General features: G+C 57.0%; 16 protein-coding genes and 1 pseudogene. 5 read left to right on the plus strand and 12 right to left on the minus strand.

Features of this window, described 5'->3' with window-relative positions; genetic code table 11:
- Positions 1–42: 42 nt before the first annotated feature.
- From C2R22_RS26755 to C2R22_RS23690, 10 genes and pseudogenes are all read right to left on the minus strand, one after another.
- A complete protein-coding gene (locus C2R22_RS26755; RefSeq protein WP_103428212.1) occupies positions 43–264 on the minus strand; it encodes a hypothetical protein in 222 nt (73 codons plus the stop codon).
- Positions 265–386: 122 nt separating this feature from the next.
- A pseudogene (locus C2R22_RS23650) lies at positions 387–1,080 on the minus strand (nucleotidyltransferase family protein).
- 2 nt (positions 1,081–1,082) lie between these two features.
- The gene (locus tag C2R22_RS23655) at positions 1,083–1,748 is read right to left on the minus strand and encodes an RNA polymerase subunit sigma-70 (RefSeq protein ID WP_103428213.1); all 666 of its coding nucleotides are present in this window, start codon (positions 1,746–1,748) and stop codon (positions 1,083–1,085) included.
- 37 nt (positions 1,749–1,785) lie between these two features.
- The gene (locus C2R22_RS23660) at positions 1,786–2,067 is read right to left on the minus strand and encodes a DUF7389 domain-containing protein (RefSeq protein ID WP_103428214.1); all 282 of its coding nucleotides are present in this window, start codon (positions 2,065–2,067) and stop codon (positions 1,786–1,788) included.
- Positions 2,068–2,084: 17 nt separating this feature from the next.
- Positions 2,085–2,489 carry a DUF6166 domain-containing protein gene (locus tag C2R22_RS23665; protein ID WP_103428215.1) on the minus strand — a complete coding sequence of 135 codons (405 nt, stop codon included), beginning with the start codon at positions 2,487–2,489 and terminating at the stop codon, positions 2,085–2,087.
- Positions 2,490–2,567: 78 nt separating this feature from the next.
- A complete protein-coding gene (locus C2R22_RS23670; RefSeq protein ID WP_103428216.1) occupies positions 2,568–2,963 on the minus strand; it encodes a DUF7567 family protein in 396 nt (131 codons plus the stop codon).
- 76 nt (positions 2,964–3,039) lie between these two features.
- Positions 3,040–3,405 carry a DUF7568 family protein gene (locus tag C2R22_RS23675; RefSeq protein WP_103428217.1) on the minus strand — a complete coding sequence of 122 codons (366 nt, stop codon included), beginning with the start codon at positions 3,403–3,405 and terminating at the stop codon, positions 3,040–3,042.
- A 3-nt stretch (positions 3,406–3,408) separates the two neighbouring features.
- A complete protein-coding gene (locus tag C2R22_RS23680) occupies positions 3,409–3,900 on the minus strand; it encodes a hypothetical protein (protein WP_103428218.1) in 492 nt (163 codons plus the stop codon).
- A gap of 105 nt (positions 3,901–4,005) precedes the next feature.
- Positions 4,006–4,446 carry a hypothetical protein gene (locus tag C2R22_RS23685; protein WP_103428252.1) on the minus strand — a complete coding sequence of 147 codons (441 nt, stop codon included), beginning with the start codon at positions 4,444–4,446 and terminating at the stop codon, positions 4,006–4,008.
- A gap of 82 nt (positions 4,447–4,528) precedes the next feature.
- Entirely contained in the window at positions 4,529–4,909 is a 381-nt protein-coding gene (locus C2R22_RS23690; protein ID WP_103428219.1) for a hypothetical protein, read from the minus strand.
- A 123-nt stretch (positions 4,910–5,032) separates the two neighbouring features.
- Here C2R22_RS23690 and C2R22_RS25480 point away from each other — a divergent pair, with 123 nt between their 5' ends.
- Both C2R22_RS25480 and C2R22_RS23695 read left to right on the plus strand, forming a co-directional pair.
- Complete coding sequence (locus C2R22_RS25480) at positions 5,033–5,641, plus strand: hypothetical protein (RefSeq protein ID WP_162562652.1); 609 nt, start codon at positions 5,033–5,035, stop codon at positions 5,639–5,641.
- A gap of 259 nt (positions 5,642–5,900) precedes the next feature.
- Positions 5,901–6,899, plus strand: coding sequence for a transposase (locus C2R22_RS23695; RefSeq protein WP_103428220.1), 999 nt, complete (start codon positions 5,901–5,903; stop codon positions 6,897–6,899).
- A gap of 217 nt (positions 6,900–7,116) precedes the next feature.
- Here C2R22_RS23695 and C2R22_RS23700 read toward each other — a convergent pair whose 3' ends face one another.
- Complete coding sequence (locus C2R22_RS23700; RefSeq protein ID WP_103428221.1) at positions 7,117–8,289, minus strand: IS701 family transposase; 1,173 nt, start codon at positions 8,287–8,289, stop codon at positions 7,117–7,119.
- Here C2R22_RS23700 and C2R22_RS23705 point away from each other — a divergent pair.
- The 3 genes from C2R22_RS23705 to C2R22_RS23715 all read left to right on the plus strand — a co-directional run bounded on the left by C2R22_RS23705 (position 8,276) and on the right by C2R22_RS23715 (position 10,597).
- Positions 8,276–9,028, plus strand: coding sequence for an IS6 family transposase (locus tag C2R22_RS23705; protein WP_103428222.1), 753 nt, complete (start codon positions 8,276–8,278; stop codon positions 9,026–9,028). The genes C2R22_RS23700 and C2R22_RS23705 overlap by 14 nt on opposite strands.
- Positions 9,029–9,103: 75 nt before the next feature.
- A complete protein-coding gene (locus C2R22_RS23710) occupies positions 9,104–9,715 on the plus strand; it encodes a DDE-type integrase/transposase/recombinase (protein ID WP_103428223.1) in 612 nt (203 codons plus the stop codon).
- A 66-nt stretch (positions 9,716–9,781) separates the two neighbouring features.
- Positions 9,782–10,597: an IclR family transcriptional regulator gene (locus C2R22_RS23715; protein WP_103428224.1), complete on the plus strand. Its 816-nt coding sequence runs from the start codon at positions 9,782–9,784 to the stop codon at positions 10,595–10,597.
- Between the two features lie 24 nt (positions 10,598–10,621).
- Here C2R22_RS23715 and C2R22_RS23720 read toward each other — a convergent pair whose 3' ends face one another.
- Entirely contained in the window at positions 10,622–11,656 is a 1,035-nt protein-coding gene (locus C2R22_RS23720; RefSeq protein WP_103428225.1) for a zinc-dependent alcohol dehydrogenase, read from the minus strand.
- Positions 11,657–11,688 lie beyond the last annotated feature (32 nt).

Consider the following 11,688-nt stretch of genomic DNA (forward strand, 5'->3'; position numbering starts at 1 on the left):
TTCACCCACTGAGACTCCGACAGACATTCCCCGAATCCCCCGTCAGTTGTCCTGTGAGCGGATTTCGCTGGCCCGCTGTTCAAGCCGGCGGAGAATCCGAACACGCTGTTGATTTGCGTTCTCGTAAGCGACACACGCTCGTAGCGTCTCCATATCGTGAATCGTCACGATCCCCGCGTTGATGAGTCGCGAGTTTGGCGGTTCGAGTCGCTGCTCTGGTGTTAGGCCACCCGATTCTGCAGATTGATCTGATGAGTCGCTCACTGGTGTTCGCCTCCGCCCCCTCAAGGAGACGACAAACAGCACTGCTCACTCCGTTTCTAGCTCAACTTCGGCGACGGCCACTCACAGATACCGCCGCTGTTGCTGTCGCAGTGAGCGCTATTTCACTCCTGTTGTCGCTTGAGGAATTCGAGGAGCGTCTCGATATCCTCGGCCGAGGCCGATGATTGGCCGAACATACTCTTGAACCGGTGATCGAGCCCGCCCTCTTCGATGAACGCTTGTGCCTCGCTGAGCTGTTGACGAAGGGCATCAGCATCGCCGCGATGCAGGTGCGTCTCGACCATGTCGAGGTCGATCGACGGGATCGCAGCGAGGACATCAGCGAGATCCGTTTTCCGACCACTATGGAGTTTGGCCGCTACGAGTACTTCCCCGTCGGCTGTTCGTGCCGTCGTCGACCGAGTGCCGTGAAATCGTCGTCGGGGAACTGTGCGTGTGCAGATAGTCGAACGACCACTCTGCTTCGGCCTGTCGGCAGCCGAGGCCATTCACGAGGATATCTACGCCGACCGGGTGAGGAAGCCCCTCAGTGCGCTCGAAGAGTTCGATTTCCCGATTATAGATGGTTTCCTCTGGGGGTACTTCGAGATCGGCCTGTCGTTCGAAGCCGCGCGCTTCGAGAAAGGCAACGACTTCGTCGTAGTCGTCTGGGGCGATGACGAGGTCGAGGTCGGTCGAGAACCGCGTCTCGAACTGACTGATCGCGTAGCCCCCAACGAGAACGAACCCGATGTCTGACTGCTCTAATTCTTCGAGCACTTCGATGAGTGCCTCGCTTCGGTCTTCTTGACTCATGTTCAGGCTGGCTCCATGCGGTAGGCCGCATCAGTGTCGACGTCGTCGTACATCCGGCCGAGCATATCGAGTGCCGACTCGAAGGTCGCGTAGTACTCGTTTGCGAACGTCACGGTTTCCTGAAGCGGGATGACGGGCCGTCCGTCGACCATCTCGGCGTCGATCTGTGGCCGTGGCTCCAGAACGACCTGGATGGCGCCATCGAGGTCGTCAGCTGGCTGACGCTCTTCCGCAGTCGGGATCCCGAATCGGTCGAAGAACGACGTCCAGGCGTTGAGGTCGGACTCGTGGACGGCGATGAACAGCGGATAGTCCGCCGGGTCGCGAGCGACCTGGTAGCCACCGCGAGTCCAGACATAGACCGCATCGATGGCGGTGAACGCGTAGTCCATGCCAGCGAACTGCGGGAGGACGTACGCCTCCGAGATCGATGGCGGCGAGGTGGCTGCTGCCGCCGTCAGGAACTCGAGACCGACGTCGCGGAGCGTCTGATCGATGAGGTGGAGGCCATCATCGTACGCGACGTAGCCCGCTGCTTCAATACGGTTCACGACGCGCCGAATCGTCTCCCGGTTCTCGTCGATCTTTCGCGCGACGCCGGAGATGGAATCCCCCGGATCAAGCGCGAGGATGACCTTGAGTTCCTTCTCACCGCATACTTCGTACATCCTATGCTTACACAATTCTGTGCAACACCCAAAAGAATTACTCTTCGTGTAGGTCTGCTGGCTGGATTTGGCGAGCGTCCTTGGCGAGGTCGTGGATGTACTCGCGGAGGGTTTCCATGTCCTCGCGGGCCTCTTCGAGCGTTTTCGCCTTCACTTTGGCTGTGACCTTATCCTGGTCGCGGGTCCCAGTGCCGCGAGTCAGCTTCACCGTAAGTGAGACGCCAACATCGCTTCGCTCGACGTATTCAGTAGGAGTCTGTCGCGCACTGTTCTCGGTCGATTCTGCGTTTGTACGGGACTGCTGGGTGGGTTCTGGCATGGATTTCCCTCTCACTGTTAGTTGACGGACGGTGCGACTGGTTCGTCGACTGTCTCACGAAGGGCCGTATCTATCTCGTGTCCTGTGAGTCGCCAGCGCTGTTTGGGACCACTACACTCCAATCGGCTCACGACTTCGTTCTTGAACGCCATGTACTCCGCCAGTGCGACGTCCTCGTCGTCGGTGTAATCGAGCAGGAGGGCGAGCGCGAGTTGCGCCGGGCCACTCCCCGTGTACCCCCATTCGAAGCCCGAGGGACTGTGGTTCGCCAGCTCGAGACTCCGATCTGGGGTCAGCGGTTCGCGACCAGGATACTTTTCGACGATTGCGCGGCCTCGCTGTCGGTAGCCGACGTAGATGACGTCGGTCTCATCCGAAGTGTGTGACGTTCCAGCTGGCTGTGGATCACTTGTCCAACTCATAGTTCTGTTCGCGGGGTGCTCGTTCGAACACCCCCGCACCCCTCAGGGGGTGAAAAACTACCCAACGAACCTCTCTCCTCACGCCAAGTGAGACACCTCAGCAGGTTCTTCGATGTCGTCGAACTCACCGCGCTCGACCGGTTCCCAGTCCTCGCTAGGTTCCGGACTCCACCAGTCGACCTCGTAGGCACCTGGTGCGCCGAGGATCTTTACCCTCGCCGACCCGTCAGGCAGGTCGCGACGAAGTTTTTCGTCGACGTGGAGGTTCCAGGCTGTGTCGGTATCGAAGCAGACGAGGACAGCTTCCTCGTAGCCACGATCCTCTTGCGATTCTTGGAGTTCCATCTGTGTGTTGCAGTTCTTGCAAAACACGCCCTCGAAGGGGATGTGGCTGAACACCTTGTGCCCGCAGACGGGACACCAGAGGAACTCGAACAGTGCTTCGCTGTGGCGGTCAATGACGTCCAGACTCATCTGTAGATCTGGCCCATGTGAATCGGGCCACCCCTTCTGGACCCAGAAAAACGCTACCCCTCGACGTCTTGTGGGTTCAGCGCTCAGCGCCGTAGACGATCTTCGAACGAGCTTCGTAGCCACAGTCGAGGCAGTCGAACCATCGCTGGACTTTCGGCCCGTCTGCTGCCTTCTCGCCGACGAGAACGTCGTCGTTCGGGCACTCAGGGCAGGTCAGCTCAGGGAGTGGTCTGTCTCGAAGGGCGTCCCGAAAGGCTGTCGCCTGCTTCGTCTCGAAGCCACGTGACCAGACCGGATAGCCGTCGACGAGGATTGCTGCTCGCCACTTGTACTGGTAGGAGTCCGGTGCACGATGGAGAACGGCTCGGGCTCCAGTCTCGGTGTTTCGATACGCAAGCGACGGGGTGCGACTCTGTCGTGTCCAGTTGGTGATTCGGGGCATCGGTTAGAAGTGGACGTCGGCGGGGACGATCCAGAGGTCTTCACTCTCTTCGAGGAGCCGATCCAGCTGTCCGCGATGCCGGATGCCAGTCGCGTGCTGGTCGTACAGGAACACCGACGCCCCGTCGTACGCACCGACTTGGTGGAACGCGTGCCGAGAGAGGTTCTCATCGCGCATGATCTCCTCGTCGGAGAGTTCGTCGATGGCTTCCTTCACGCGTTCGAGATTACGCTCGAACTCTTCTTTCGTCGCTTCCCACCCTCGTTCGAGTAGGTCCTGCCCATCGTTTGAGTCGACGGGGGCTGCAGCCGGTAAATCGCCCCACCGCGCTTTGCCTGCGACCGTCGTGTTCTCCTCGTCGAAGGTCACGTAGTAGTCGAACACGGCGGGGGAATGCGGGTCTGCGCCCACCAGTCGGTCGAACACTGCTTTGCCGGTGGCCACTGCGTCGTCTCGCGTCGATGCCTCTACCAGAGTGTAAATGACCATATGCATCGGTTTTCACCTTCGTCTGCCGACGCACGCGACTGCACACTGCCTCGCTACGTGATGCGCCGGCACCCATCGCCGGCGCTCAAAAAATAGTACTGACGATGCTGGCTAGACGTTCTCGAACTCCGACTGGCAGTCCTCCTCCTCGACGCTGATCGTCAGGTCTCCGCTCTCGTAGTCGGCCTTGAAATCAACTGAGAACGTATCCGAGTTGTAGGCGGCGTGGTACACACGATGTCGCTTGAGCGACCCGGTCGCCTTGAAGTGGAAGAAGGCAGCAGCTGTGTACGGTTTGCTTGCTGTTTCGATTTGCGCTTCGACTGATGCCGGGAGTGCGATGTGCGGTGTGTCACTGTCGATTCCGGCGGCGAAGGCTCGAGCTTCGTCGACGCTTGCTTGCGAATGTGCTGGCATCTCACCGGTCAACACATTCACGGGTGTTTCCGTCTCGTCTGTGAATAGTACGTCTTCGAAGGTGTGAGTGCCGAGGATCGCGTCGGGGCTCAGCTCACACTCCTCAAACGGATCGTTCGATGGTTGTTCAGACATTGAATCACGAAGCCCTGAGGGCTCAGTCATTCAGCCCTCGAAAAACAGGATCCTCACATCTTGCGGGGAGACTGATTTTCAGCTACTCCTCTATCGGATTGAGGGTGCTGAGGTCCGCGTGGAGGACCTCGCCGTCGCGAACCACGTATCGCTTTGCCAGTACCGGGAACCGGCATTTCGTATACCCCGCGGTCTGGATGTCGAGTTCTTCACCGGGTTCGAGATAGTTGGCCAGCTTTCGGAGGAACTCGTGAGTGATGAGACCACCTTCGTAGTCCGGAAGCCCATCCTCACGAGTCTCGTAGATCTCGAAGGCGTCGTAGCCCCAGATGATGAGCTCTCCTTCTTCGTCTACTTCCCAATTCAGGGTCCCGAAGCAATGTGATTCGCAGAGCTGGCGGACTGCCTGTGCATCGGTTACGGTCGCGCCGGTCGACGTCGTCGCTGCTTGGAGCGTTGCCATTGTTAGTTCTTGAGGGCGTATTTCCTGCCCCCGAACCCCTTTGGGGTAACAAAATCAACAGCCAAGGTTATGCGAGATTCGTGCGGCGAAAGTATTATATTCGGAGAACAAATTAGGAATAATATGGCTTTTGATAGACGGAAAATTATCAAATCTGTTTTTGGAGGAGTGATATTGATAAGTACGGGATGTTTGGACAGAATGTCTGCATTTAACGATGCGAATTCTACCCCGGAATATCAGAGTAATCCCCCTACCCAAGGAGACGCTCAAAATGAGACGATAACAGCTAATGTTGAGGCGAAACAAAAGTACAGTGATACTTCTGGATCACAAACGACAGTTATCGGTTTTCGTAGAATTCCATCGGCAAATAGTACCAATAGTGACGAATTTACTTATATTTATGACTCGTTTGAACAATGGGCTGAAACTGAATGTCCGAGATTTGTGTCTGACTATTTAAAATCAATATTGGATAGTCGTATAAATAGTAGTACAAAAGGCATACAGGTTGGAATTAACAATAACGCTGACTCGTGGTCAATCACAGTTAATTATATTATTCTTCTAAATCAGAGCGGAAAAGTGATTGCAGAGCCTGAGGTGAAATTTCACGAGGTAGTGGAGAATACACCTCGGTCAATTCGAGCCACTTTAAAATACAATGGAAAAAAATATACTTGTGAATATGATATAAATGTAGTGGAAGATACACGAAGGGAAACGTAATGTGCTAAATAGTTAAACAATGATGGGTTAATTATGATATTATATAAAGATCGGTTCCTCAAACAATCATTGAATGACAGTCTTCAGCCCAATAAAGAGCAGTTGCATAGATTGTTCCATCTCCACCATTCCCACCAACTGTCGCAATTGGATATACTTCATCAGAAACCCTATGGAAGATTGGGCCTCCAGAGTCCCCATTACTACTTGGAGCGTGTCATAGAAAGCGTCACGTACGAGGTGGCAGGGCGAGGGAAATGTGTCCAACAAAACCCAAGCCCTGCAAAACGTAGCTTCGGTCGACGACTTCTTGAATGTCGCGGCGACCAAGACCGTCCCGTTGTTTGAACATCTTGAGTTCGAATTTCTGCTTGAGTACGACGTGTTCGCCCCCGCTTGCAGGGGGCGAACACGAGTACACAAGCCACCAGAACTCTTCCGAGGCTTTCTGCACTGCTACTACGAGAACGTCTACGGTACTCGTCCAATCACGCGCGAACTGCAGAATCCACTCGTCTGGCGCTGTTGTGGCTTCGATCGACCGCCGTCGCGAGACGCGGTCGATCGCTTCCTCACTGACCTCGAACAGGTCTGTGACGATGTTTTCGACCGTCTTGTCGAGCAGGCCGCCGTCCGGGGCCTGCTCGACTCTACCTATCGAATTGATTCAACTCACGTCGAGGCGATTCAATGGAATGATGAAGCGTCATGGAACTACGATTCGACGGCTGAAGAGCACTACTACGGCTTCGGCTGTACGATCGTCTCGACGGGAGCGAAGATCCCTATCGCAGCGGAATTTACACAGGCGAAACAAGCCTCAGAAGAGACGGCGATGCGCGTCACACGTGACGCGCTCGCCGTCGACACTCCGATCTGGATGATTGGCGACAGTGCCTACGACACACTCGAGTGGCACGACTTCCTGCTGGACGCAGGAATCGTGCCCGTTGCGCCGTACAATCCGCGAAACACCGATGAACCGCTCGATATCGAGTACAGGGTTGAAGATCAAATAGAGGAACACAGCGAGGATCTTCAGCTGAAGCAATCGGTCTTAGAGGAGACGTACAACCGCCGGACACAGGTTGAGCGAACGAACGATGCGGTCAAGGACTGCGGCCTCGGGCACGTCCGCGCCCGAGGCCGCGTTCACGCGCGAGCGCAAGTGTTTCTGGCGCTGTGCCTGCGACTCGTCGTCGCAATCACTAACGACGAACGAGGTGACAACCCGGGCCGGGAGATGCTCAGGGCATGAGGAGAATTCTATGACACGCTCTTTTGTTCGTACTCAACATCCTCAAGAAACTCGGTCAAACGCTGGGATCCGACTCTTGTACAGCATTTTCAATGGAGCAGTTGGTTCCACAAGACTACAGTGAGGACCCTGCTCCAGCAGTCCGGAGTCGCCTCAGTGCTTCGGGCAAGACACAGTGCCCTGTTTGGAGGCAGTGCTAACTTACTTGACTTCGCACCTATATGAACAGGCCTTCGACTTCCTGCATGAGTTCGTCGATACTTCGGGTAGGGCTCGAAAGCGCCCACGACAAGAGGTTTTGAACGGCTTCACGGAACGAGCGTTTGAGATCAGCTCGAAGCGACGTCGCTCGTGAGAGCACCGTTCCCAGAGCGCTTTGTGCAGCACCGAGCTTCAGGAGACTGTAGGCGAGCATCAGCAGGTGCCAGTGCCGACTGACACCTGCGTGGCTGCGCATCTCGCAGTCTCCCAAACCGAGGTCCTGCTTCGTGTCTCTGAAGAACGTCTCGATCCGCCATCGCATCGCGTACAACGCGATGAGATGGCTCGCTGGCGCGTCGATCTTATTGCTCACGATGTACTTGACGCTCAGTTCACCGTCTTCGTCGTCTGATTCTTTCTCCGTGATGAGTACCTTCACCTCCCCGAGTTTCGAGACGTCCAGCTTCTTCGTCCAAATGTGGTAGACCTCACCGTCGACGGTTCGTGGCTGCGTGTCGATGCGCTCGGCCAGCGCATCGACGCGCATCCGTTCGCCTGCGTAGGTGACGTTCCGGTCGCTTTTGATTGCAGACACCCACTCTTTGCCGTAGCTTTCGAGATGGGCGACGAATTCGCCCGAACAGTACGGAATGTCGAAGAGATAGGTGTCCGCCGGGACACCTATCTCGATGCATTCGTCGACGAGTTCCGTCGCTAACTCGACGCGTGTCTTGCTGTCTTTCTCGTACAGCCGAAAACACAGCGGGTAGGTGGTTTTCTTGTCGGCGTAGATGGCGTAAACGAGGTTTTGTCCCCAGATGTACCCACGCGTGGAGTGATCGTAGAACTTCCCCGCGTTCGGGATTTGTTTGCCGGTTTTGTGGGTGAAGGTGTCGTCGATGACGACGACACCGTCACTGCTCCAGCGTGTTTCGTTCTCTGTTTGGAGTAGCTCCAATCGTTCTCTGTTGAGGCGATCTTCGTCCCAATCGTACTCGGTGAGGAACTTGTTGAGCGCGCGTTCACTTTTCGCCGGAAGAACGTAGGTAGCGATGCCGTCCACGGTCTTGTTGCTGGCCGCAACAAGACCTGTGACGTAGGTTTTCGCGTGATGCTTCTGGTGATACGAGAGACACTCTAGCTCGTCAATTGGAGACGTACAGGAGAGAAACGACGTGATCGGCAGCATCAGCCCCTCTACGCGACTGGTCGAGATAAACGTGCGAAGTCAAGAACTTAGCGAAAAGGTTGGGGAGGTTTGGCTCCTGTTGGAGTTGATGAAAACCAACCTCCCCGAATTAACCGAAGTCTTAGACGAGATTGAGTTTTTCGAGCGGGAGCGGACGGATCGCCACCTCGTTGAGCTGGCGATCCTGCTGTACAATTTCGGGGTGAGCTTCCGAAAGGTTGCGCGCGTTCTCGGATGGATCGGCGTTGAACGGTCGGACGTGGCGGTGTGGAAGTGGGTTCAGAAGTTCGGACAACGACTCGGAGAGGCTGGTCGGCGGCCCGCCGCCGACCTGCCGGCTGTGCTGTTGATGGACGAGACCGCAATCAAACAGCGTGGCCAAGAGTTCACGCTGTTTACCGCGGTTGATCCGGAGACGCGTCACCTCATCCACGCGTCGGTCGCACCGTCGAGAAACTACCTCACAACTCGACGATTTCTGGCCGAAATCGCCGAGTTGTATGGGCGAGCCCCGCCAATCGTGGTGACAGACGGGGCCAGCTACGGCCCCGTCTTCACCAGAATCGGTGTCACTCGCATCATTCGTCGCCACAGCGTGAGAAACCGCATCGAACGGTGGATTCAGGAACTGAAACGCCGCATTGACACGTTCTACGCGTCATTCACCGGTAACGACGTTGTCACCACAAACAACTGGCTTCGGCAGTTCGCCTGGGTCTGGAACGTCTGCCTAAGTTAGCGGTGCCTGTTTGGGAGGGTGTCAACCTTAGCGTGAAGGAAGACGCGGTCGAGCAGTCTGTTGGGTGATCAGAAGATGCTCGACCGCATGGTTGAGAAGGCACGCCAGCAGGAAGTATTTTCGCGTGAGGACACGCCGACGGAGCGGCGTGTCCTCGCGGCATTTCTGTATCACGCTGGCCTGTCGTACCGACGAATCGAACCGTTCGTTGACCGGTCCTACGAAGCAATCAGACAGTGGTTTCATCGGTTGAAGCACTTGTTCGAGCCGGACTGCCAGCCTCGCCAGGAAGTCGCCGTCGACGAGACGAAGATCGAAATCGACGGCGAGGAGTACTACGTCTGGGCGGCAGTCGATTGTGAGACGTTAGAGGTCCTAGCCGTCGACGTTTCGCCCGGCCGCTCAAGCCTCGACGCATTGCTGTTTCTCAAAGAGGTGCTCAAACAGTGCCGCGGTCGCCCGCTGGTGCGGGCCGACCGCGGCCCCTGGTACGACTGGCCGCTCGAACGCCTCGACTGCGACTACGAGCGTGAAACGTGGGGAAATCGGTCACTCATCGAAGCCTGGTTCGGTCTGTTCAAGTACCGAACCAGGCGCTTCTGGCACCGATTTCCCTATCGAAGCACCGCCAGCTCAACGAGATCGTGGCTCAGAGCCTTCGCTGCTCTTCACAATGCGTCGCTCTAACCTTGACACCCTCCTGTTTGGACTCCCGAATACCTAAGTGGTCTCCCGTTTCATCCTCCCTCATCCATGAATGACAACCGACAGCCCCCTGATACGGTCGGAGCGGTCGAGCGGGCAGTCGGTGTGATCAACGCCCTGAGGGCGCTCAACGGTGCGGGAGTCACGGAGGTCGCCGAGTATCTGGGAATGTCCAAAAGCGGCGCGTACAAACAGCTCTCGACGCTAGTCAAGTCCGGGTTCGTCGCCAAACACGGCAACGAGTATCAGCTGAGCTACCGTTTTTTGTTGATGGGCGAGTACGTCAAGAGCAACAGTCAGCTGTATCAGATCGGTGCTGCTGAGGTGGACAAGCTCGCAGAGAAGAGCAGCTACTTTGCGTATCTCACGGCGCTGGGACAGGACCACGCGTATTGCATCCACACTGCACACGGTGAGGACGCGGTTGCGCCAAATCTGAGTGTCGGAAAACAGATCTCACTGCACAGTTCAGCGGCAGGCAAAGCGATGCTAGCGGAGTTGCCTGACGACCAGCGGTCCGCGCTCCTCTCACGGCCGCTCGCAGCGAAGACGGAGAACACGATCACCGACCGGGACGCGCTAGCCGACGAACTCGAAACCATCCGGAACGAGGGGATCGCCTTTGAGGACGAAGAAGCCGTCCCCGGGATTCGCGGCATCGGAGCCCCGGTCGTTCCAGAAGGAGGCGCCGTCGTCGGTGCGGTCGGTCTATCTGGACCGGTCTCGTTGCTGTCTGACGATCACTTCAAAGAAGAACTGCCGTCGCTCATCCTCCAGACGAAGAACTTTATCGAGGTGAAATTCTCGCTGGAGTCGAGAGACCCCCTTGCAGAGGGCTCTCACATTCCCCGAGATTTCTACTAGCGCTCTGTGCGCCTTCCGACCGACCTACGGGGTGAAGATGACCTTCTGAGTCTCCCGATTGTCGAACTTCCTGAACGCCTCCTGGACGCTTTCCTCTTCGAGGGGGTACTCGTGAGAGATGATCTGGCCGGCGCGGTCGTTTCCGATCTTGTTGACGATGAAATCGGCGATCTCCGGCCACTCCCACGTCCGGAAGTACCACGATCCCATGTAGTTGACCTTCTTGTGGATGAGATCCTCGCTGGGGTTCAACGTCACGTTATCAGTTTCCCCGATCTGGGCGAACGTTCCGTTCTTTTTGACGAGGCCGAAGCCCATCTCAATTCCGGGTTGAGCGCCCGAGCAGTCGACGACGAGGTCGAGTCCACGGCCGTTCGTAATCTCGTCGGTGCGTGCCTGGGCGTCCTCCTCGCTCGGATCGATGGCGTACTCGGCCCCGAGTTCGAGCCCTTTCTCGCGGCGGTGGTCGACGAGTTCGTACACGACGACGTCTGCCCCCATCGCATCGGCATTGACGACGCCTGCGAGACCCATCGGACCGAGACCGATGATGCCGACCGTGTCGGTCCCGTTGACGTTACACTCGTTGAGGGTACTGTAGAGGTTCCCGAGCGCGTCCGTCGCAATGGCACCGACCCCCATGCTCATTTCGTCGGGCATCAGGTGACAGGTCGACGCGGGAGTGACGAGCTCCTCGGCGTCGCCGCCGTGGCGGTCGAATCCGAGAATTTCGACGTGGGGACAGAGGTTCGGTTCTCCTCGTTGACAGTACTCGCAGTGCTCACAGCCCGCAAAGCAGTTGATCGCGACGCGGTCTCCTTCCGAGAGGTGGTCGACGTTGTCGCCGACCTCGACGATGGTCCCCGCCGGTTCGTGGCCGGGGATCACCTCGCCGGCGGGTTTGCTCCCAACGAGAGGGTTCCCGTAGTAGAGGCTCATGTCGCTGCGACAGAGCGCTGCCGCGCCGATTCCGACACGGACTTCGTCGGTTTCGAGGGACGCACGGTCCCACTCCTGTACGTACGCTTCTTTGTCTCCGGGGAGGACAACTCCTTTCATGTTCGTGTTGTAGTTGTGGTTTGCTTAATTCG

Origin of the sequence: Salinigranum rubrum (genome assembly GCF_002906575.1) — an archaeon.
GTDB classification, from domain to species: Archaea; Halobacteriota; Halobacteria; order Halobacteriales; family Haloferacaceae; genus Salinigranum; species Salinigranum rubrum.